16 protein-coding genes, 1 tRNA gene and 1 pseudogene are annotated in these 22,725 nt (G+C 60.0%); 5 read left to right on the plus strand and 13 right to left on the minus strand.

What is annotated here, in order from left to right:
- Positions 1-50 precede the first annotated feature (50 nt).
- Positions 51-609 (minus strand): annotated as a pseudogene (gene scpB / locus CKA81_RS07995) (SMC-Scp complex subunit ScpB); the annotation flags it as partial.
- Between the two features lie 68 nt (positions 610-677).
- Here scpB and CKA81_RS08000 point away from each other — a divergent pair.
- Positions 678-754: transfer RNA gene (locus CKA81_RS08000), tRNA-Met, on the plus strand.
- A 540-nt stretch (positions 755-1,294) separates the two neighbouring features.
- Here CKA81_RS08000 and CKA81_RS08005 read toward each other — a convergent pair.
- A complete protein-coding gene (locus CKA81_RS08005; RefSeq protein ID WP_128354836.1) occupies positions 1,295-2,350 on the minus strand; it encodes a CobW family GTP-binding protein in 1,056 nt (351 codons plus the stop codon).
- A gap of 97 nt (positions 2,351-2,447) precedes the next feature.
- Between CKA81_RS08005 and CKA81_RS08010 the strand changes: the two genes are divergently transcribed.
- Positions 2,448-3,578: a GNAT family N-acetyltransferase gene (locus tag CKA81_RS08010; RefSeq protein WP_128354837.1), complete on the plus strand. Its 1,131-nt coding sequence runs from the start codon at positions 2,448-2,450 to the stop codon at positions 3,576-3,578.
- 3 nt (positions 3,579-3,581) lie between these two features.
- Here the strand turns inward: CKA81_RS08010 and phaR are convergent, their stop codons facing one another.
- The 5 genes from phaR to CKA81_RS08035 all read right to left on the minus strand — a co-directional run bounded on the left by phaR (position 3,582) and on the right by CKA81_RS08035 (position 8,482).
- Positions 3,582-4,154, minus strand: a complete 573-nt coding sequence (gene phaR, locus CKA81_RS08015) for a polyhydroxyalkanoate synthesis repressor PhaR (RefSeq protein WP_128354838.1) — start codon at positions 4,152-4,154, stop codon at positions 3,582-3,584.
- Between the two features lie 86 nt (positions 4,155-4,240).
- On the minus strand, positions 4,241-4,978 hold the full coding sequence (gene phbB, locus CKA81_RS08020) for an acetoacetyl-CoA reductase (protein WP_128354839.1): 738 nt from the start codon (positions 4,976-4,978) through the stop codon (positions 4,241-4,243).
- Positions 4,979-5,016: 38 nt separating this feature from the next.
- Positions 5,017-6,648 carry a class I poly(R)-hydroxyalkanoic acid synthase gene (gene phaC / locus CKA81_RS08025; protein WP_128354840.1) on the minus strand — a complete coding sequence of 544 codons (1,632 nt, stop codon included), beginning with the start codon at positions 6,646-6,648 and terminating at the stop codon, positions 5,017-5,019.
- A 111-nt stretch (positions 6,649-6,759) separates the two neighbouring features.
- Positions 6,760-7,542 (minus strand): peptidoglycan editing factor PgeF, encoded by a 783-nt coding sequence (gene pgeF / locus CKA81_RS08030; RefSeq protein WP_128354841.1) that lies wholly within the window; start codon positions 7,540-7,542, stop codon positions 6,760-6,762.
- On the minus strand, positions 7,520-8,482 hold the full coding sequence (locus CKA81_RS08035) for an RluA family pseudouridine synthase (protein WP_128354842.1): 963 nt from the start codon (positions 8,480-8,482) through the stop codon (positions 7,520-7,522). Before CKA81_RS08035 ends, pgeF begins: the two co-directional genes overlap by 23 nt.
- Before the next feature lie 110 nt (positions 8,483-8,592).
- Between CKA81_RS08035 and CKA81_RS08040 the strand changes: the two genes are divergently transcribed.
- Entirely contained in the window at positions 8,593-9,381 is a 789-nt protein-coding gene (locus CKA81_RS08040; RefSeq protein WP_164878454.1) for an outer membrane protein assembly factor BamD, read from the plus strand.
- On the opposite strand, the gene CKA81_RS08045 is transcribed toward CKA81_RS08040, so the two are convergent.
- Positions 9,368-11,428 (minus strand): ATP-dependent DNA helicase, encoded by a 2,061-nt coding sequence (locus CKA81_RS08045; protein WP_128354844.1) that lies wholly within the window; start codon positions 11,426-11,428, stop codon positions 9,368-9,370. The genes CKA81_RS08040 and CKA81_RS08045 overlap by 14 nt on opposite strands.
- 126 nt (positions 11,429-11,554) lie before the next feature.
- On the opposite strand from CKA81_RS08045, the gene CKA81_RS08050 reads away from it, so the two are divergent.
- A complete protein-coding gene (locus CKA81_RS08050; RefSeq protein ID WP_128354845.1) occupies positions 11,555-13,924 on the plus strand; it encodes a Tex family protein in 2,370 nt (789 codons plus the stop codon).
- A 2-nt stretch (positions 13,925-13,926) separates the two neighbouring features.
- Positions 13,927-14,448 carry a hypothetical protein gene (locus CKA81_RS08055; RefSeq protein ID WP_128354846.1) on the plus strand — a complete coding sequence of 174 codons (522 nt, stop codon included), beginning with the start codon at positions 13,927-13,929 and terminating at the stop codon, positions 14,446-14,448.
- A 13-nt stretch (positions 14,449-14,461) separates the two neighbouring features.
- On the opposite strand, the gene CKA81_RS08060 is transcribed toward CKA81_RS08055, so the two are convergent.
- The 5 genes from CKA81_RS08060 to CKA81_RS08080 form a co-directional block, all read right to left on the minus strand.
- Positions 14,462-15,802 carry a tryptophan--tRNA ligase gene (locus tag CKA81_RS08060; protein ID WP_128354847.1) on the minus strand — a complete coding sequence of 447 codons (1,341 nt, stop codon included), beginning with the start codon at positions 15,800-15,802 and terminating at the stop codon, positions 14,462-14,464.
- Between the two features lie 39 nt (positions 15,803-15,841).
- On the minus strand, positions 15,842-16,933 hold the full coding sequence (zapE, locus tag CKA81_RS08065; protein WP_128354848.1) for a cell division protein ZapE: 1,092 nt from the start codon (positions 16,931-16,933) through the stop codon (positions 15,842-15,844).
- A 79-nt stretch (positions 16,934-17,012) separates the two neighbouring features.
- Positions 17,013-18,440, minus strand: coding sequence for a dihydrolipoyl dehydrogenase (gene lpdA, locus CKA81_RS08070; protein ID WP_128354849.1), 1,428 nt, complete (start codon positions 18,438-18,440; stop codon positions 17,013-17,015).
- Between the two features lie 108 nt (positions 18,441-18,548).
- Entirely contained in the window at positions 18,549-19,760 is a 1,212-nt protein-coding gene (gene odhB / locus CKA81_RS08075) for a 2-oxoglutarate dehydrogenase complex dihydrolipoyllysine-residue succinyltransferase (protein ID WP_128354850.1), read from the minus strand.
- Positions 19,761-19,789: 29 nt separating this feature from the next.
- Entirely contained in the window at positions 19,790-22,660 is a 2,871-nt protein-coding gene (locus tag CKA81_RS08080; protein WP_128354851.1) for a 2-oxoglutarate dehydrogenase E1 component, read from the minus strand.
- Positions 22,661-22,725: the final 65 nt, after the last annotated feature.

The following is a 22,725-nucleotide window of genomic DNA, read 5'->3' on the forward strand; positions in this document are numbered from 1 at the left end:
GGATTCGGTGTCGTATGCCTCTGTCGCCTCGGCGAATGCGAGTTCGTCGTTGGGGATTTCTTCAAGCTGAAGGCCTGCAAGGGCTACTACCGCCTCCTGAGATTCCAACTCAGGTAGTTGGTCCAGCGCCTTAAGCCCGAGATCGTCCAGGAACTGGCGAGTGGTGCCCAAAAGCGCCGGCCGCCCAGGGGCGTCCCGGTACCCGAGCACCTCGATCCAGCCACGATCCTCCAGCGTACGCACGATTTGCGTTGAGACCGTGACGCCACGAATGTCTTCGATGTCGCCCCGGGTTACCGGCTGGCGCCACGCGATAATGGCCAGGGTCTCGAGCACCGCCCTGGAATAACGGGGCGGCTTTTCGGGGTTGAGGCGTGCCAGATAGCGCTGCATATCCGGCCGGCTCTGGAAGCGCCAGCCCGTCGCCAGGTTGACCAGTTCGAGACCTTTTTCGCTCCAGTCCAGCTGCAAGGTAGCCACGTAGCGATGCAAGTCATCGTTGGTGAAGTCTTCGCTTGCAAAAAGCTTGCGCAGCTCGGCCACCGGCATGGGGCGATCGGCGCACAACAGCGCCGTTTCAAGCACTCGGATGATCTCGGTCTCTGTCATCGGGCAAAAAGTAGGTTCTGCTTGGGTTGCATGGATTAGGTAATTGGGTTAATATTCTTTTCTTCAGACGCGGGGTGGAGCAGTCTGGCAGCTCGTCGGGCTCATAACCCGAAGGTCACAGGTTCAAATCCTGTCCCCGCAACCAGTTTTTAAATGGGTCAAACGCAAACGCGTTTGACCCATTTTTGTTTGTGCTGATAATGCCGCTTGAGGTACAAGCGACCTTACACCGGCCGCAGCGCAAACCGTACGGGCGCCGGCAGAGTACTGCCCCTGGATGGCCAGGGTCGCACGTAGCCCAGGCCTGCGCCTTGCGAGAATGCCAATACCGGAAATACTAAGGTTTGCTGCCATGAGTCCTATTTCAGGGTGCAGGTGGTCGCGTCTGATGAGGCAGCTACGCTACTTCATCAGGCTATCCGAGGGATGGCCCACTGCTATGAAATATTTGTGGTTCAGGCGCTTGCGGCCCGCCGAAGCTTGCCCGGAAGATACGGGGCTTGCCTGGCACACGCGAATAATGCGCCTGTTTAAAATTATTCAATTTATATTGCGATGGCCGAAAGACAAGGTCGCGGCCTGTGCCAGCAGGAGCCCGTAATGCGGGTTGACCTAGCGTCTTGCGCCGGGTCTTGCCTGTGGCAGTAACAATGCCATTACACCACCGGCAGGCAGTCATTGCAACCTATGAATCTACAAAGTTGCCCTCAGGCGACACTGCCAAATGAGCACCAGGTAGCAGCCGTTGGAAAATCTCGAGCGGCGCCGCGAGCGGGCCGTCGCGTGTGATCACCACAAGAAAAGATGATCGCGAGGTATCGCCCGCACTGGGGGCCGGCAAGTCAAGGGGATACAGGTGCTTGTGCACGCCATGCACCAGGACGGCTTCAATCGCATTCTGGAACCAGACTGATCCCTTGAGACGCAGTAAGTAGGGATGCTCGAGCTCTTGCAATGCGCTGACGGCGGCCACGAAACGGGAGCGCTGCAAGGGCGTGGACCATGACAGCGTCAACACCCCTACGCCCCCATGGTGCATGGAGGCTGACCGCAAGGCACCACGCGTCCATAGGGGTGCAAGCTTTAGCCGGCCCGGCGCCTCTACTGTGGAATTGGCCGTGTGCAGCAACTCTGCCAGCACCGGCACATGGTCAGCCTGAAAACGAACGGCCATCGGATTGATGCGCCCTAATGAGACCTCCAGCTCGGCCAGGCTATCAGTGTCCGTCAGGTTCGTCTTGCTGATGACCAGAACGTCGGCCAACACGGCCTGCTGCACCGCTTCCCGATGCTGCTCCAGTTGCATGGCGCCGAAGCAGCCATCGACCACAGTGATGCAGCCTGCGTACCGGTATCGCTCTGCAAGAAAGGGCTCATACTTGAGTGTGTACATCACTGCTGCGGGATCGGCGATCCCCGTGGTTTCTATCAGTACCCGGGAGAAAGCGGGTATCTTCTTGTGCAAGGCGTCCATGAATGCCTGGCGCAAAGCCTGAACGAGTTCGCCCCGCACGGCACAACAAAGGCATCCCGATTCCAGCAACACCACCGTGTCGGTGACGGCAAGCGAGCGCCGGTGATCCAGGCCAATGGCGCCGAGCTCATTCACCAGCACCAGGGTGCCATCCAGCGCACCCTGCTCCGCCTCTGTTGTTGGCGTCGCGCGCAAAAGACCGTTCAGCAGACTGGTCTTGCCGCTGCCCAGGAAACCCGAAACCACCGTGATGGGAATTTTCTGCATGCGGGCACTTTACCGTATCGCCGGCCTATGGACTACACTCTGAAGGCCCGCACCTTTGTTGCCTTGATCACTACTGCGCCTGACGCTCCAGCCTGCCTTGTCCCCCACTTTCAACCTTGTTCGCCAACTGCAAGATATCGATGCCGATGGGTGGAACAGCCTGGCGGGCGATCACCCCCTGGTCAATCATGCCTTCTTGCTGACTTTGCAGGAAACCGGATGCGCCGCTCCTGAAACGGGGTGGGCGCCCCACTTTTTGCTGATGCACCGCAACGGGCAATTGGCGGCTGCCATGCCTCTGTATTTAAAATCGCATTCTCGTGGAGAGTATGTCTTCGACCATGCGTGGGCGCATGCCTTTGCGCGCCATGGGCTTGCTTACTACCCCAAGCTGCTTTCCGCCATTCCGTTCACGCCGGTGCCCGGGCCTCGCCTACTGGCGCGTAACCACGCCGACCGTGTCCTGCTGGCACAAGAGGCGATCGCGATCAGCCGCGACAACCAGGTTTCGTCCGTGCATGTGTTGTTTCCCGATGCGGATGACGAGCGCGCACTGGTGGAAGCGGGATTCATGCTGCGCGAGAACGTGCAGTTTCATTGGTTCAATGACGGCTACAGTTCTTACGAAGATTTCCTTGCCAGCCTCAGCCAACAGAAACGAAAGAAAATCAAACAGGACAGTCGCAAGGTCGAACAAGCCGGCGTGCGCTTTCGCTGGCTTGAAGGCGAGGACATCGACAGCAAGACGCTAAGGTACTTTTACACCTGCTACGAGCGCACCTACATGGAACATGGCAATGCGCCCTATTTGTCTTACGCCTTCTTCGAGACCTTGCATCAGCGCATGCCGCAAAGCATGATGATGGTCGTTGCCGAACAAGACGGCGCCCCGGTAGCCGCCGCCCTGAACATCCGCGCAACCAAGCGCCTGTACGGTCGCTATTGGGGCTGCACGCGGTACATTCCGGGCCTGCACTTCGAGGCCTGCTACATCCAGGGCATAGCGTATTGCATTGCTCGCAATTTAAGTGTCTTCGAAGGCGGGGCCCAGGGTGAACACAAGCTGTCGCGCGGCATGCTTCCTGTGCGGACATGCTCGGCGCACTGGATTGCTGATCAGCGTTATGCCGAGGCCATCATGGAGTTTCTTGAAGTGGAAACCACTGCGGTGGATGCCTATCTTAAAGAGCTGCAGGCGCACAGCCCCTTCAAGAGCAAGCCCGAGTAAGCCTTATTTTTTCGGATCTTTGGGCGGCGGCGCAGCAAAGGGAAATACCGAGAACATATTGCGACTTTGGTCCTGCATCTGATCTTGCATCTGTACGAACAGGTTCTTGCTTTGATCGACGTAGTTGCTCATCATGTTTTGCAGCACCGGCGCCTGGATATTCATGAATTGCGTCCAGGCTTCCGGCCCGAACTGCTGACCGTACAGACCCTTTGATTGCTCGGCCATCCGGTCCTGGATGTCCATGAAAGCCTGGATGTTCTTTTCCAGAAACGAGCCCATGACGCCCTGCATGGCGTGGCCGTAGAAGCGGATGATTTGCGACAGTGCCGTAGGCGAAAACATGGGCATGCCACCGCTTTCTTCTTCGAGGATGATCTGCAGCAAGATACTGCGCGTAAGGTCGTCACCGGACTTGGCGTCCACAACCTGAAAGACCTCGGAATCGAGCACCAACTGCTTGACGTCGGCCAAAGTGATATAGGCGCTGGTCTGCGTGTCGTACAGGCGCCGATTGGGGTACTTCTTGATCAAGCGGGTTGATGTGCTGGATTGTGCTTGCTGAGCTTGCGTCATGACATTCTGGCCAAATACGAGTTGATGCGAAACGACTGGAGGCGGGCAAAGCCTGCAGCCGTCGTGGCGGAAATCTGAATCGATACCTAGCCCATGTGCAAGCCGCCATTAAGGGAGAAATCGGCGCCCGTCGCAAACCCGGATTCGTCGGAGGCAAGCCAGGCCACCATGGACCCGATTTCTTCAGGAGTGCCCAGACGTTTGACCGGTATGGTGGCGACGATTTTTTCGAGCACGTCGGGACGGATGGCCCGCACCATATCGGTACCGATATACCCCGGCGAGATGGTATTGACCGTAATGCCCTTGCTTGCGACCTCTTGGGCCAGCGCCATCGTGAAACCGTGTATGCCCGCCTTGGCGGTCGAGTAATTGGTTTGCCCGAACTGCCCCTTCTGGCCATTTACGGAGCTGATATTGATGATGCGCCCCCATTGCTTTTCGACCATGTCTTCGATGACCTGCTTGGTAACGTTGAACAAGCTGTTCAGATTGGTGTCGATAACAGCACGCCAGTCTTCTTGAGTCATTTTCCGGAAGAGCCCGTCGCGCGTAATGCCGGCATTGTTGACCAGCACATCAACCGGACCTAGGTTGTCACGCACGTGTTCGAAAGCCTTGACGGTGGATTGCCAGTCGGACACATTACCGACGGAAGCGTGAAAACTGTAGCCCAAGGCAGATTGCTCATCGAGCCACTGCTTGAAATTTCGGCTGGGCCCACACCCCGCCACCACGGTATAGCCTTCTTTGGCCAACCGCTGACAGATGCTGGTGCCTATGCCCCCCATCCCCCCTGTTACATAAGCCAGTTTGCTAGCCATGATGCTCTCCTGTTGTTGTTGAGTTCCAGACAGTCGGTTTACTGTGCCCGCACTTTTACATAACTGCCTGGCGCCGATTCGAGTGTCGTATATTTTTTATTTCCGGCGCTGGCCGGGGCGCGAACCTTGGCACCCGACCGGGTCGATAACCATGCCGCCCAATCGGGCCACCAACTGCCAGAGTGCTCGGCTGCGTTGTCCAGCCACTGTGCGGCGCCAGTTGCCGGTGCAGCCGACGGGACGGCGTCATCGTGTGCCCAATAACTGCGGCGCTTCTTGGCAGGAGGATTGATGACGCCCGCAATATGGCCCGATGCACCAAGCACGAACCGCGACGCGCCGCCTAGAATCCCGGTTGTAGCATACGCCGCCTGCCACGGCACAATGTGGTCGTCTCGTGATGCATAGATATAGGCCGGCATGGACAGCGTGCCCAGGTCGAGCGCGTGTTCGCCTACCTTGACCTTGCCGGGAACCCGCAGGTTGTTCTCCAGATAGGTATTGCGGAAATACCAGGAAAAAAATGGGCCGGGCAAATTGGTGCCGTCGGCATTCCAGTACAAGAGATCGAACGCCGGCGGTAGCTGCCCTTTCAGATAGTTGCCTTCGACGTAATTCCAGACCAGTTCGGCGGGCCGCAAAAACGAAAACGTCGTACCCAACTCGCGAGCCGACATCAGTCCGCCCTGCCCCAACTCCTGATCACGCTTCTGGGCGTGCTGTTCGTCGACAAAAACGTCCAGCACACCGGTATCGGCGAAATCGAGCATGGTGGTCAGCAAGGTAAGCGCGCTGACCGGCTGCTTGCCCCGCGCATGCGCCAAAGACAAGGCTGACGCCAGGAGTGTTCCACCGACGCAGAACCCCAGGGCGTTGATTTGCCTGGACCCCGAGATACTACTGGCGACGTCGATGGCTTGCAGCACGCCTTCCTGGAGGTAGTCGGCCCAAGTGGCCTGATCGACACCGTCGGTATCGGTGGTGGCCGGATTGCGCCACGAAACCAGGAACACCGTGTGGCCCTGATCGATGGCATGGCGCACGAAGGAGTTTTCGGGCTGAAGGTCAAGGATGTAATACTTGTTGATGCACGGCGGGACGACAAGCAGCGGCTTCTTGTAGACCTGCTGTGTGGTCGGCGCATACTGAATAAGCTGCATCAGCCGATTCTGGTAAATAACGGCGCCCGGCGTGATGCCGACATTTTTGCCGAGCTCGAACTGAGATTCGTCGGATTGCGTAAGCCTGCCCTTTTGCAGGTCGCTGATCAGGTTGGCCATGCCCCGGCATAGTGACTGGCCATTGGACTTGATCAGCTCGCGCTGGGCATCGGGATTGGTGACAAGGAAATTGGCAGGCGAGCTGGCCTCGACCCATTGCATGATGGAGAACCGCAGGCGCTTACGCACGGCCTCGTCGATGTCGGCGGCGTCGACCATGCTGTCCAGCGTTTTGGCAGTCAATAAATAGGTATGGGCTGCCATCAGGGAAGCAGCATGGCTGGTCCAGGCCTCGCTACGAAAACGGCGGTCGGCCGGCGGTGCCAGAGCACCCTGCTGCGCGCTCGTGGATATACGCAGCCATTCGCGCGAGAACTCGGACTGTATTTGCGCGAGCTTGTCCGGCGCGACGGTAACCGGAATCGGCCATACTGATGACGAAGCTCTCAATTTGCTGACACCTTAAGCGTTTAAATACCTTGTCTTCATGGTGAATGGCATTCAATTTGGTGTCAATCAGGGTAAGTCGCTAGCCTTATCCACAGGCATACGCCACGGTGTCTAGACCGGCGCGAGCCAAGCCAGTGTGGCCTGTCTGCCGGTCGTCGGGTTACGCCGGAACGAGTAGTATTTGTCGGCCTGTGCGTAGGTGCATACGCCCGACAATTCCACCTGCTGGATGCCAGCCTGCAATAGACGACGGCGTGCAAGTGCGGGCAGGTCGGCCATCCACTTCTGTGCGGCCCCTGGGGCAAAGTGTGCGCTCGCTTCGGGGTCGGTGGCGGTGAACGCTTCGTAGACATCAGGCCCCACCTCGAAGTGAACCCGGCTGATTGCCGGACCTACCCAGGCTTGCCACGTCGTGCCCACATCGGCGCGCAGACGCAGCGCTGCCAGGGTGTTTTCAAGGACGCCTGCGGCAAGGCCACGCCAGCCGGCATGTGCGACGCCCAGCGCGCGTCCATCCATACTGGCAATTACCACAGGCAGGCAGTCGGCGGTCATGATGGCGAGCACGGTGCCCGGCCGGGTCGTCACGGCAGCATCAGCGACCGGCAGGGCCTGACGACCTGGCTCGCTTGGTTGCGACAGGTCGGCGTCCAGCACCGTCGATCCGTGCACCTGGTCCAGCCATAAAGGCGCCGCCGGCAGATGCCGCAGCAGCAGTGCGCGATTCTGGTCAACGTGAGCAGGATCATCCCTGGTATGGCGCCCAAGATTAAGCGCAGACCATGGTCCGACGCTGGCACCCCCCTGGCGGGTTGTACAGAAGTAGCGCACACCCGGCCATGGACGACCGCTTACGGTGGGCAAACCAGCGTCAAGCGTCCCAGGCAATGTCATCGCGCACCTTCTTGAAATCCTGGGCAAGCGGCGATTCGAAAGACAGTCGCTCTCCCGTGGAAAAATCATCGAAGGCCAGTGCCCGGGCATGCAGCAACTGCCGCGAGGCATCTCCCAAGGGCTTGCCGCCGTACAGTGTGTCGCCCACCAGGGGATGCCGCAGGCTGGCCATATGTACACGTATCTGATGGGTACGGCCCGTCTCCAGCCGGCATATCACCTCGGTAACCGGGTGTTCCCCGCTGATCATTCCGCGACGCAGCGGCGCGTAATGGGTAATGGCCTCTTTGGGAGCGATGGGGTGATCTGCCGACATGCGCACCGGCACTCGCGGATCCCGGCCGATGGCCAGCCGTACTTGGCCATCCGAGCGGATGTGCCCGTGCACCAGGGCGAGATATTCGCGACTGACGCTGCGGTCCTGCAGTTGGCGTACTAGATGGGTTTGCGCCCGGTCGTGCCTGGCTACGACCAGGAGCCCCGAGGTATCCTTGTCCAGACGATGCACAATCCCGGCGCGCGATACCGTGGCGAGCTCGGGAAACCGATAAAGCAGGCCATTAAGCAGCGTGCCGGTCCAATTTCCGGCGCCCGGATGCGTCACCAGGCCCGCCGGCTTGTCGACCACAATCCAGTCGGGGCTGGCTTGTACGACCCCGAAGGGTACATCCTCTGGCGTAAATGCCTGGGATTCCGGCGCCAATTGCTGGTGCACGACAAGCTTGTCCCCCGGGTTGACCTGCTGCCTGATGCGGCCTGGCTGGCCATTGACCTGCACATGGCCTGATTCAATCCAGCCCTGCATTCGACTGCGTGAATGCTCCGGAATGAGCCGGGCCAGAACCTTGTCCAGCCGCTCGGGCATGGCGGTAAATGGCACCTGAAACTCCAGGGTGGCCAGGGGCGCCAAACTTTCTTTGGCGATATCTGTGTCAGGCATGGCGACAAATCATATAATCAGCCTGCAATGCTAACACCAAGGACGCTTTTGTGACTCGTACCGACTCTCAATTTTCCGGATCTTCCGGCCTGGCACGCTTAGGGCTCACCCTGCTGGCGCTGCTTGCGATCATCGTGATCGCTGGCTGCGGCACAGTCAAGGGGGACCAGGACAAGACCGCCGGCTGGAGCGCCGAACGCCTGTACCAGGACGCCCGCGAAGAGACCAGCGCAGGCAACTGGAAAGAAGCCCGCGCACGGCTCGAAGCCATTGAAGCGCGCTACCCGTTTGGCACCTATGCACAGCAGGCGCTGGTGGATCAGGCCTACGTAAACTGGAAAGACGAAGAGCCGGAGCAGGCGCTGGCGGCAATCGATCGCTTCCAGCAGCAGTATCCGAATCACCCCGGCACCGACTATATGCTTTATCTGAAGGGTCTCATCACCTTCACGCCTCCCAGCGCGGCGTTCAGCAACATCACGCGCCAGGATCCCAGCGAACGCGACCCCAAAGGGCTACGCGAATCGTACGAATCGTTTAATGAACTGATCGAACGCTATCCCGACAGCCGCTACGCGGCCGATGCACGCAAGCGGGTAACGTGGCTGGTCAGCACGATTGCCCAAAACGAAGTGCATGTGGCGCAATATTATTACGAGCGGGGTGCCTACGTGGCGGCGGTCAATCGTGCGCAAACCGTCATCACCGACTTCCAGGGCGTGCCCATCGCCGAGAAGGCCCTGTACATCATGATGCTGTCCTACGACAAGCTGGGGATGACAGAACTGCGCGATGACGCCAAACGCGTGCTCGACCAGAACTTCCCCGACAGCAAGTACTACGCGCGGGGCCTGGATGAACCCGGCGGCAGCAAATGGAACCCCATCAACTGGCTTTGATCGCCACGGTGTCGCTCGTTTCTTGCACAGGCTCCTTCGGAGCCTGTTTGCTTTTCAGAAAGCCGATAACCTGGGCAGCCTCGCGCGTACGGGCAAAGGGTGGAAGCCCGCGCCACAGCAGCTTGCCATAGGGTTTTTCGACCATGCGGGTGTCACCCACCATCAGCACGCCCCAGTCGCTTTCCGAACGTATCAGGCGGCCGGCTCCTTGTTTGAGCGCAATGGCTGCTTCGGGCAACTGGTACTCCATGAACGGATTGCCGCCTTCAGTGCGACAGAGGTTCAGGCGGGCTTCCAGAACCGGATCGTCGGGCGGCGCGAAGGGCAGCTTGTCGATCGCGACCAGCGTCAGGGCGTTGCCCGGCACATCGATGCCTTCCCAGAAGCTGGCGCTGCCCACCAGCACCGCATTGCTCTGCGCGCGAAAGCGCTCGAGCAAAACGCCGCGCGAGCTTTCCCCCTGCCGTAGCAGCAGCCGGTCGATGTCCAGGTCTTCAAAATGTTCTTCAAGCAGCGTGGCGATGCGATCGACTGCCCGCAAGGTCGTGCACAAGACCAATACGCCACCGGTGGACGCCTGTATGAGCGGCAGCAGCGCGGACACGAACTTCTCGTTGAATTCGCGATCGCTGGGCAGTGGCAAGGACTTGGGCACATAAAGCACGCCCTGGTCCGGGTAGTCGAAAGGTGATTCCCAATGGCGGGTGGTGGCATCCCAAAGGCCCAACTGCCGCACGAAATGGCCGAAATCCCCATGTACGGAAAGGGTGGCCGATGTCAGCACCCAGGCCTGGTCCTTGCTTCGATACCGGGAAAACACCTTGGCCACCGATAGGGGCGCGCTATGCAGCCGCATGTGGTGCTGGGTTTGCTCCACCCAGCGCACTGCGGCACCGTCGGCGTCGGCCGGCAGGGTGGCGTCGTCGCTTGCCGGACGCAGCGCGTTCTTGCCGCTGCGGTCGGGCTGGCTCCATTGGTAGAGTCGCGCCCGCAGATCGAGGCAGGTTTTATGGACGGCTGCCAGGTCGGGATGTTTTTCGCTGACCACATTAAGCAGTTGGGCACTGGTGTCCAGGACATCCAGAAGGTCGGTCAGGGCTTTATCGAACTGTGCCGGGTTCGGGATGGCCAGATACGTGGCTTTGCGCCCGGGCAGCTTCTCGATCGGGGCCGCAGCCAGCCGCAATTCTCGTGCTGCCTGCTCTATGCGTTTGCCCGCCTCGCTCCAGTTGGTGGATTCGCGGGCGTAAGCCAGACCGGCCACCTCGGTTGTTCGGGCCAGGTCCAGCAGTTGATGCGAAGACACGCTGCTGCCCAGAAAGCGGGTGGCAATATCGGGAAGTTGATGCGCCTCGTCAAACACCACCAGTTCGACGGTGGGCAGCAATTCGGTAATACCTTCTTCGCGCAGGGCCAGGTCCGCCATGAAGAGCGCATGATTGACCACCACCAGGTCGGCATCCTGGGCCTGGCGCCGGGCTTTCATTACAAAACAGTCGCGTACGTGGGGACAGTCCTGCCCCAGGCAGTTGTCGCGCGTCGAGGTGACCCGGTTCCAGATGTCGGCGTCCTCGGGGACCTCGGCCAGATCGCTGCGGTCGCCACTGCGCGATTGCTTGGCAAAAACCTGGATATGGCGCAGTTGACTGATCTCGGCGCGCGATTTCAGCGCGCGGTCGTCACCACCCAGGCGATCGAGATGGTAATGACACACATAGTTGCCGCGGCCCTTAAGCAGCGCGACAGAGATGGGCAGGGCCAGCGCCTTGCGCAGCCGCGGCAGATCGCGCCGAAACAGCTGGTCTTGCAAGGTGCGCGTACCGGTGGACACCAATACCTTGCCGCCGCCAAGAAAGGCCGGCACGAGATAGGCCCACGTTTTGCCGGTGCCCGTACCCGCCTCGGCGATCAGCGTGCTGCGTTCGCGCAAGGCCAGCTCGATGGCCTGGGCGAGCTCCAGCTGAGCCACGCGCGGGCGATAGTCGGGCACGGCTTGCGCGATAGGCCCATCGGCCGAGAAAATATCGGTTAATTCTTGCAATAGCATCAAATGGTAAAGAAGGAGTGAAGCGCTTAAAGACAGGCAAGCATAGATGATACCCTCGTAGCTTTCCCGACCGCAGGCCGATGTGGCAAAATGCCCCGCCTGAACACTTGTTTTATTCTTGGACCAATGACTGAAAATTCCGTTCTCGCAAAATCCGGCAAAGCCGACCGCGCGCCTGATCCGGCCCGCATACTCGCCCTGCTGGCCAAGGAGCTCAATGTGCGGCTCGCCCAGGTCGAGGCGACCGTAGATCTGCTGGACGGTGGCGCCACGGTGCCCTTCATTGCCCGATACCGGAAAGAAGCCACAGGCGGGCTGGATGACACCGTGCTGCGCAACCTGGAATTGCGGCTGCTTTATATACGCGACCTCGAGTCGCGCCGTGCCGCCATCCTGGACTCTATCGCCCAGCAGGGCAAGCTTGATGCCGCCCTCGAGCAAGAAATCAATGCGGCCGACACCAAGCAGCGCCTTGAAGACCTTTACGCCCCCTATAAGCCCAAGCGGCGCACCCGGGCGCAAATCGCTCGGGAAGCGGGCCTGGAGCCGCTGGCCGATGCCATCGTGGCAGAAGCGCAATGCGACCCTGCGCAACTGGCCGCGGGCTATATCAACGCCGAGGCCGGTGTCAATGACATCAAGGGCGCCCTGGATGGAGCCCGCGACATCCTGTCCGAGCGCTACGCCGAGAACGCCGACCTGTTGGCGACGATGCGCGAGCACCTCTGGAACACCGGCCTGCTGTATTCTCGTGTGGTTGAAGGCAAGGAAACCGAGGGTGCGAACTTTCGCGACTGGTTTGATTTCAGCGAGCCGCTGCGCACGCTGCCGTCGCACCGCGTCCTGGCGTTATTGCGTGGCCGTCAACAGGGCGCGCTCGATATCCGGCTGGGCCTGTCCCCCGAACTGGAAGCCCAGACGCCCCACCCTTGCGTCCTGCGTATTGCCGACCTGTTGCGAGTCGGCGCCGACTTTGGCGCCGATGCACCGCCCCGGGGCCGCTGGCTGGCGGAAGTGTGCCGCTGGACCTGGCGCGTCAAACTGCTGACCTCATTCGAATCCGAGCTGATAGGCCGCTTGCGTGAAAGCGCCGAGCAAGAAGCCATACGCGTATTCGCCGCCAACCTGAAGGACTTGCTGCTGGCGGCTCCGGCCGGACCCAAAGCCGTGCTGGGACTGGATCCGGGCATACGCACGGGCGTCAAAGCGGCAGCCATCGATGCAACCGGCAAGGTTCTGGACACGGCAACAATCTATCCGTTCGAGCCTCGGCGCGACCGTGAAGGCAGCATACGCAGCTTGGCAGCGCTGGTGGCCCGGCACAATATCGCACTGATCGCCATCGGCAACGGTACGGCCTCGCGCGAGACGGAAAAGCTGGTCATCGACATGCTCGAGAAACACCCCGAGATGACGCTTACACGGGTGATGGTCTCGGAAGCCGGAGCTTCCGTGTACTCGGCCTCAGAGCTTGCCGCACTGGAATTCCCCGACATGGACGTCAGCCTGCGCGGCGCTGTTTCCATCGCTCGCCGCTTGCAAGATCCTTTGGCCGAGCTGGTCAAGATAGAGCCCAAAGCCATAGGCGTGGGCCAGTATCAGCACGACGTGAATCAACGCGAGCTGGCACGCTCGCTGGATGCCGTAATCGAAGACTGCGTAAACGCGGTCGGTGTCGATGTGAACACGGCCTCGGCTCCGCTGCTGACCCGCGTGTCCGGCCTGAACGCCACACTGGCTCGCAACATCGTCGCCTGGCGCGACGAGAACGGCGCCTTTACCAACCGGAAGGGATTGATGAAGGTGCCGCGCTTTGGCGACAAGTCCTTTGAGCAGGCTGCCGGCTTTCTGCGCATACCCGACGGCGACAACCCACTGGATGCGTCCGCGGTGCACCCGGAAGCCTATCCTGTCGTTGAACGTATCCTGGCCAAGATCCAGGCCGACGCCCGTGCCATCATGGGCGCGCCCGGCGCACTCAAGGGTGTGTCGCCGTCCGAGTTCACCGACGAGCGTTTCGGCTTGCCTACCATCAAGGACATCTTCCTGGAGCTTGAGAAGCCTGGTCGCGACCCGCGGCCAGAGTTCAAGACGGCGCAGTTCAAGGAAGGCGTGAACACCCTGGCCGATCTGCACCCGGGCATGATTCTCGAAGGCGTCGTCACCAACGTGGCCAATTTTGGGGCCTTCGTTGATGTGGGCGTCCATCAGGACGGCCTGGTGCATATCTCGGCCCTGTCACAAAGCTACGTCAAGGACCCCCGCGATGTTGTCCGTGTCGGCCAGACCGTAAAGGTAAAGGTGCAGGAAGTGGATGCGGCACGCAAGCGCATTGCGCTGACCATGCGGCTGGACGACGAGGGTGCGCCCACCCGCCGCGGCTCGGAAGAGCGCCGCCCCAGCAATGGCGACAAACGCAAGCCGGCCCAGCCGCGATCTGCACCGCCTGCAGGCGAAAGCGCCATGGCCGCCGCGTTTGCAAAACTAAAGCAATAAACATGAACCAGCCAGAGAACAACAAGCGCGAACAGCTGCTTACCTTGACGCAGTGGCTAACTTGCGACGACCTGGACGAGCACGAGGCGAACCGCATCATCGACCTTTGCCTGCAGGTGCAGGCCAGTCCGACGCCGACCTTGCTCGAGACTTACGGTGCGGATGCAGCCAAGGTGGTCGAGTACGATCCGCAGGGCCTGCTGGCTTTCGTTCTGTTCACCGAGCTAGAGGACTACTTCGCTTATGCCGACACCGTCGACGAACTTTATGAACAGATCGTCGACGCCTTTGAGCAGCCAGCCTTGCCGGACTATCCCTACGAACAAAGCAGCTTCGATAGCGTGTCGGGCTTTTTTGCCTGGGTCGACCAGCAACTGCTGGCGCATCACACCAAATATCAGCTGATCCACTTCGGACAAAGCTATACCCACGACTTCCAGGTCTTACTGGTCTATCGGGACCGAGTGGACGACATCCTGGCCTTGTGCGGCCAACTGGGTGTACAGGCAGAACGCTGCAACTGAATGCAGCGCTGCTTCAGTCGGTAGCCAGGTCAGCCAGCGCCGCGCGAACGCTGGCCAGTCGGTCGGCATCGAAGCGACTGACCACGGTGCCATCCACGCGCAGGACCACTTGCTCGCCGTCTTCCAGCATCGCTACCTCACCGTCCACGGCTTGAAGCTGACGGATGGCGACGCCGGCGTCCTTGGGGTTGGCATAGGGTTCGGACAGCATCAGTTCCTGACCGTCGCCGGCAAGCAAGCGGAAACGGAACTGCCCCGCCTCATCACGGAAACTGACGAAGCGGGGCCGCTTCGCAGCGGGCTTGGGGGCTGTCGCATCGGTCAGGGCCGACGCGGGCAGCATGCTGCTGCGCAGGCCCACCGCTTCGCGCAAACGCGCCATGAAAGGCTCGGACAGGCGGCGCGCCTTGGCCGCGCCGGCCTGCAGTATGTCCTCGATACGTTCCGGCCTGGCCATCAGCTCGGCATACTGATCACGCATGGGACCCAAATCTTGCTCGATGCGCTCGTACAAGGCCTGCTTGGCGTCGCCCCAGCCCATGCCGGCTTCAAGCTGGGCCCGAAAAGTCGCCGTTTCATCGGGCGTCGCAAAGGCGCGGTACAAGGTGTACAAGTGCGCGCCTTCCGCATCCTTGGGCTCACCCGGTTCGCGTGAGTCAGTGACAATACGCATCACTGCCGCACGCAGCGCCTTGGAACCGCCTTCAAACAAGGGAATGGTGTTGTCGTAGCTCTTGGACATCTTGCGACCGTCCAGGCCTGGCAGCGTGGCGACCTCGTCGTCGATCTGCACATCGGGCAGCACGAAGATGTCGGTGCCTTTTCCATACAAGTGATTGAAACGCTGCGCAATGTCGCGCGTCATTTCCAGATGCTGGATCTGGTCGCGCCCCACCGGCACCTTGTTGGCATTGAACAAGAGGATGTCGGCGGCCATCAGCACCGGATACGAGAACAGCCCCATCGTGATGCCATCGTCTGGTTCGGCTTCGCGCGCGACATTCTGGTCGACGGATGCCTTGTAGGCATGCGCCCGATTCATCAGTCCCTTGGCCGTCACGCAAGTAAGCATCCAGCATAGCTCCGGAATCTCGGGAATGTCGGACTGCCGATAGAACGTTACCCTTTCCGGATCAAGCCCGGCCGCAATCCAGGTAGCCGCGATCTCGAGGCGGGACCGGGCAATGCGCTGGGGATCATCGCATTTGATCAGGGCGTGATAGTCGGCCATGAAATAGAAGGCGTCCACGCCAGGCAGCGCGCTGGCCTGTATGGAGGGCCGGATCGCGCCGGCATAGTTGCCCAGGTGCGGGGTGCCGGAAGTGGTAATGCCAGTCAGTACACGGGTGTTCATAAATCGCTTAAGTAAGTAAGGACAGATAGGCGGGCAGGACTACAGAACCACAGCCTCGCGACGATCAGCTTCCAGGTAATCACGCGACTGCATCTCGAGTATGCGCGAGACCGTGCGATGAAATTCGTTGGCCATGGGGCCTTGGGTATAAAGCTCGTCGGGCTCGCACTCGGCCGACATGATCAGTTTTATCTTGTGATCGTAGAACACATCGATCAGCCAGGTAAAGCGCCTTGCCTCGGACGCATGGCGTGGACCCATGCGCGGCACATCCGACAAAATCACCGTCTTGAATCGACTGGCAAGGTCCAGATAGTCGTTTTGCGAGCGCGGTCCGCCGCACAAGGTGGCGAAGTCGAACCACACAATACTGCCGCCCAGCGCCACGGCATGCAGCTGGCGGTTCTCGACCATAAGGACAGGCTTGAGTGGCGCAGTATCCAGCAAGCGATCGAAATTGGCACGTAGCTCTTTGGTGGTTTCCGCCGTAATCGGCGTCAAGTACATGCGCATCTGTTCGAGGCTGCGGCGGCGATAGTCCACGCCGATGTCCACATTCAGGACATCCATGCGCTCGTAGATCAGCTTGATGGCCGGAAGAATGCGATCGCGATGCAAGCCATCGGGATACAAGGTGTTGGGCTCGTAGTTGGACGTCATGATGAAGGACGTGCCATGCTCGAACAACTTGAACAGCAGCCGGTACAGAATCATTGCGTCCGCCACATCGGACACATGGAATTCGTCGAAGCAAATAAGCCGGTAACGTTTGGCCAGGAGGCGCGCGACTTCGTCCAATGGATCTTGCTGGCCGCGCACTTCGTCCAACTGCCGATGCACGCCACGCATGAACTCATGAAAGTGCACCCGCGTCTTGCGCCGAACCGGGACGGTCTGATAGAAGGCATCCATCAGGAAGCTCTTGCCGCGCCCCACCCCGCCCCACATGTAAACGCCGCGCGGCACATCGGGTCGCCGGAATAACTTGCGCAAGGTGGAAGAGCGTCCTTGCTTGAAGCTGACCCAGTCGTCGTAGTAAGTCTGCAATCGCTCCACCGCCGCGAGCTGGGCCTCATCGACCTGATAGCCACGCTCTTGCAACACATGATGGTAGTACTCGCGAACATTCATCCAACAGACTCACAAAAAACAAAAAGGGCGAGTCGACACCCGCCCTTTACAGAATCAGCAACGCAGCAACACGCCGGAATCAGAAATTCAGCGTGCGGTTGTCGACGGCCAGCGCCGCTTCTTTCATGGCTTCCGACAGCGTCGGGTGCGCATGGCAGATACGTGCGATGTCTTCAGCTGCACCCCGGAACTCCATGATGGTGACGGCCTCGGAGATCAGTTCGGAAGCCTGGGGGCCCACAATGTGTACGCCCAGCACTTCATCGGTCTTGGCATCGGCCAGCACCTTGACGAAGCCTGTGGTGTCGCCCAGCGCCCGAGCGCGGCCATTGGCCATGAAGGGGAAGCTGCCCGCCTTGTAGTCGCGGCCTTCCTTCTTCAGTTGCTGCTCGTTCTGGCCGACCCAGGCGATTTCCGGCGATGTATAAATGACCGAGGGTATCGTGCCGAAATTGACATGGCCGTGTTGACCGGCAATGCGTTCTGCCACCGCCACGCCTTCTTCTTCAGCCTTGTGCGCCAGCATCGGGCCGCGCACGACATCGCCGACAGCCCAGACATTGGGTAGATTGGTCTTGCAATCGTCGTCTACCGCCACAAAGCCACGCTCATCAAGCTTCAGGCCTACGGTCTCTACACCCAGACCGTCCACATGGGGAACGCGGCCGATAGAAACAATGAGCTTGTCCACGACCAGCTTCTGATCCGCGCCAGAGGCGTCGGTATAAGGAACGGTAAGGGACTTCGCGCCGGATTTGATCTCGCCGATTTTTACACCGGTGTGGATGACCAGCCCCTGCTTCGCAAAAGCCTTGTGCGCTTCCTTGGCCACCTGCTGATCGGCAACGGCCAGGAAGTCGGGCATGGCTTCAAGAATGGTGACTTCGGAACCCAGGCGACGCCATACGCTGCCCAGTTCGAGGCCGATGACGCCGGCACCGATCACGCCCAGGGTCTTGGGCACGGCGGGAAGGCGCAAGGCGCCGTCGTTGGACAGCACCTGTGTCTCGTCGAAAGGCAGGCCCGGCAAAGCGCGTGGAGCGGAGCCCGTGGCGATAATGACATGCTTGGCAACGAGGTCTTCGTCAGTCTTGCCGGCAACCTTGATGGACCAGCCGCCGTCCACATGAGCCACGAACGACCCCGTGCCATGAAAGAAAGTGACTTTGTTCTTCTTGAACAAATAAAGGATGCCGTCGTTGTTTTGCTTGACCACGGTGGTCTTGCGACCGATCAGGGTGTCCAGCTTCAGGCTCACGCCCTTCAGTTCGATGCCGTGATCGGCAAAATGATGGTTGGCCTGTTCGAAGTGTTCGGACGACTGAAGCAGTGCCTTGGACGGAATGCAGCCCACGTTGGTGCAGGTGCCTCCGGGTGCGGGTTTACCGTCAGCGGTGCTCCATGCGTCTATGCAGGCCACCGTCATGCCCAGCTGGGCTGCGCGGATGGCGGCAATGTATCCGCCAGGACCGGCGCCGATAACGACTACGTCGAATTGTTTAGCCATATTTTTTCTCGATCTTGATAGTGGTGGCGCAGGCCCGCCAGAGGCCTGCGAGGGTCAGCGCATACAGAACGTCGCGCCGCCGGACTTGCACCGGCCGACCCCGATTGCTTAGACGTCCAGCAGCAGGCGCTGAGGATCTTCCAGCGCTTCTTTCATGGCGACCAGGGCCAGCACGGCCTCGCGGCCATCAACGATGCGGTGATCGTAAGAAAGTGCCAGATAGTTCATTGGGCGGATGACGACCTGACCGTTCTCGGCGACCGGGCGGTCCTTGGTGGCGTGTATGCCCAGGATGGCCGACTGCGGCGGGTTGATGATGGGCGTGGACAGCATGGAACCAAACACCCCGCCGTTGGAAATCGAGAACGTACCGCCGGTAAGCTCTTCCAAAGTAAGCTTGCCATCGCGTGCACGAGCACCGAAGTCGGCGATCTGCTTCTCGATTTCGGAAATGGACAGCTGGTCGGCGTTACGCAGGATGGGCACCACCAGGCCGCGCGGGCTGCCCACGGCAATACCGATATCGAAGTAGCCGTGGTAGATGATGTCTTTGCCATCGACCGAGGCGTTCACGATGGGGTATTTCTTGAGCGCCGCAACGGCAGCCTTGACGAAGAACGAGGTAAAGCCGAGCTTCACGCCGTGTTCTTTCTCGAACTGGTCCTTGTACTTCTTGCGTAGATCCAATATGCCCTGCATATTGACTTCGTTGAAGGTCGTAAGGATGGCGTTCTCGGCCTGCGACTGCAGCAGGCGTTCGGCAACGCGAGCACGCAAGCGGCTCATGGGTACGCGTTGCTCGGGGCGGCCATCCAGCGACAGGCTGGTGGGTGCTGCGGGAGCGGCAGCGGCCTTCTTGGCCGGCGCGCTGTCCGCCTGCAGGGCGTCGCCCTTGGTGATGCGACCGCCACGGCCGGAGCCTTCGACATTGGAAGGATCCACACCCTTTTCGGCCAGAATCTTGTTGGCTGCCGGCGACGCCACTGACGATGCAGCCGCCTTGGCCGAGGCCGGAGCGGCTGCTGCGGGCTCTGCTGGTGCCGCAGCTTCGGCGGCCGCAGGCGCAGCCGCAGCCTTGCCTTCGGTATCGATACGCGCCAGTACTTCGCCCGAGGTTACCGTACTGCCATCTGCCTTCACAATTTCCTTCAAGACGCCCGACGAGGGTGCAGGCACCTCGAGTACGACCTTATCGGTTTCGACCTCGATGAGAATTTCGTCTGCTTCGATTGCTTCGCCCGGTTGCTTCTTCCAGGTAAGCAGCGTGGCCTCGGAAACTGATTCGGAAAGCTGGGGTACGAGAACGTCGGTGATAGCCATAATGTGTATTCCGTGATGTGAGATAGTCGTTATTTGGTCAGCATGAAGCTTTTGAACTTGGGCGCCAGAGCCTGTTCGAGCAGATTGCGCTGCTGCTCCTGGTGTTTGGCCAGATAGCCCACCGCAGGAGAAGCCGAGGCAGCACGGCCCGCATAGCCCAAACGTTGACCGTCAGCCATATTCTCGTACAAATGATGTTGAATATAAAACCAGGGACCCTGGTTTTGAGGTTCGTCCTGTACCCAGACGATTTCCTTGGCGTTCTCGTATTTTTGCAGCTCGGCCTGGAAGGACTTGTGAGCGAACGGATAAAGCTGTTCGATACGCAGAATGGCAACATCCGAACGATCTGCATCTTTGCGGGCATGCATGATGTCGTAATACACCTTGCCGGAACAAACCAGCACGCGCTTGACGGCTGCCGGGTCGATGTCGGCGTTTTGCTCGCCAATGACCGGCAAGAACTGGCTATTGGCCAGATCGGATAGCGGCGAGGTGGCGTCCTTGTTGCGCAACAGGGATTTTGGCGTCAGGATGACCAGCGGCTTGCGGAAGGGCCGGATCATTTGACGACGCAACAGGTGGAAAATTTGCGAGCCGTTGGTTGGCTGCACCACCTGTATGTTGTTGTCCGCACACAGTTGCAGGAAACGCTCGATACGGGCGGAAGAGTGCTCTGGACCCTGCCCCTCGTAGCCATGCGGCAGCATCATGGTCAGACCGCACTGGCGTCCCCATTTTGCTTCGCCCGATGTAATGAACTGGTCGATGACGACCTGGGCGCCATTGACGAAGTCGCCAAACTGCGCTTCCCAAATGGTGAGCGTGTTGGGTTCGGCCGAGGCATAGCCGTACTCGAACGCCAGAACGGCTTCTTCGGACAAGACCGAATCGATGACCGTGAACGGTGCCTGGCCCTCGGAGACGTTTTGCAGGGGGATATACGTGCCATCGTTCCAGCGCTCGCGCTTCTGGTCGTGCAAGACCGCGTGGCGGTGCGTAAACGTGCCGCGGCCGGAGTCTTGCCCGGTGATGCGTATGGCGTAACCGCTGGCGACCAGCGTAGCGAACGCCAGGTGCTCGCCCATGCCCCAATCGACATTCTGCTCGCCGCGCGCCATGTTGCGACGGTCGTTAAGCAGCTTGTTGACCAGCGAGTGGACAGTGAAGCCTTCGGGAACCGTGGTGAGCTTTTCGCCGATACGGGTAAGGTCGGCAAGCGGAACCCCGGTGTCTGCCTGGTCGGTCCATTTGGCACCCAGGAAGGACGACCAGTCGGTCGCGTACTTGTTCTTGTAGTCGGTAAGCACGGGTTCGATCGTGCGCTGCCCGTCTTCCATGAGCTGACGATAGTCTTTGACCAGTTGGTCGGGTTCGCCTTCGGCCAGCACGCCTTGGGCGAGCAGCTTGTCGGCGTACAACTTGCGCGTGCCAGGATGCTTTCCTATGCTTTTGTACATAAGCGGCTGGGTAAGCGAAGGGGTGTCTTGCTCGTTGTGGCCCAGCTTGCGGAAGCACACGATGTCGACCACGACATCGCGGTGAAACTGCAGGCGGTAATCGAGCGCCAAGGCCGTGACATAGACAACGGCTTCAGGATCGTCGCCGTTAACGTGGAACACCGGTGCTTCGATCATCTTGACGACATCGGTGCAATACAGCGTGGAACGGGTATCGCGCGGGTCGGACGTCGTGAAGCCAATCTGGTTGTTGATGACAATGTGCAGCGTGCCGCCCGTACCATAGCCGCGCGTTTGTGCCAGGTTAAGGGTTTCCATGACCACGCCTTGTCCGGCAAAGGCGGCGTCGCCATGCACCAGTACCGGCAAAACCTGCGCACCTTCTTCGTCGCCGCGACGGTCCTGGCGCGCGCGTACGCTGCCCTCGACCACGGGATTGACGATTTCAAGGTGGGAAGGGTTGAACGCGAGCGACAGGTGTATGGGGCCGCCGCGCGTGGACAGGTCGCTGGAGAAACCGTTGTGGTATTTAACGTCGCCGTCGGTCAGGCCTTCGGCGTGCTTGCCCTCGAACTCGGCGAACAGATCGCCCGGCATCTTGCCCATGATGTTCACGAGCATGTTCAGGCGACCGCGGTGAGCCATGCCCACGACGATTTCCTGGACACCGTTGTCGCCGGCGTGATTGACGACTTCGTCCATGGCAGCGATGAAGCTTTCGCCGCCCTCGAGCGAGAAGCGCTTCTGGCCCACATACTTGGTATGCAGGAAGCGCTCCAGGCCTTCGGCCTCGGTGATCTGCTGAAGGACGTGACGCTTGCGTTCGGGCGAAAACGAAGGAACACCCAGTGTGGACTCGAGCCGCTCCTGGATCCAGCGCTTGGCGGCCGGATCGGAAATGTGCATGAATTCGGCACCGACGCTGCGACAGTAGGTATCGCGCAAGGCCTTGAGCATATCGCGCAAGGTCATGGTGTCGGCTTTGGTGAAATAAGTATTGGTGGCCGAATAGACCTGGTCGAGATCGGCTTCGGTCAGTCCGTAGAAAGAGGGATCGAGCTCGGGGATGACCGGGCGATCGAAGCGCTTGAGCGGATCGAGTTCGGCAAAGCGCGAGCCCAGCGACCGGTATGCGGCGATGATGGACTGCACATAGACCTGCTTGCCTGCGATGGACAAATCGGGCTCTTGGGCGCGGGCCACGAAGGCGTTGGCCTTGGCACGCTGAGCGAACGACTCGACTACAGGCGCATGGGCCTGGTCGCGCGTAATTTCGCTACCGTCGGTGGCGGGCAGGTGTTGTAATTGGTCGAAGTATTGGCGCCACTGTTCTGAAACAGAACCCGGGTTATCGAGGTAAGCCTCGTAGAGCTCCTCGACATAGGGTGCATTACTGCCAAAAAGGTACGAATTGGATAAAAGTTCTATTTCCGATGACATATATTCGCTTCACCTATCCGAGTGTCTCACTCGTTATGATGCAGGGGACAACCTTCCGCGACACG

The organism is Pollutimonas thiosulfatoxidans, assembly GCF_004022565.1.
GTDB classification, from domain to species: domain Bacteria; phylum Pseudomonadota; class Gammaproteobacteria; order Burkholderiales; family Burkholderiaceae_B; genus Pusillimonas_D; species Pusillimonas_D thiosulfatoxidans.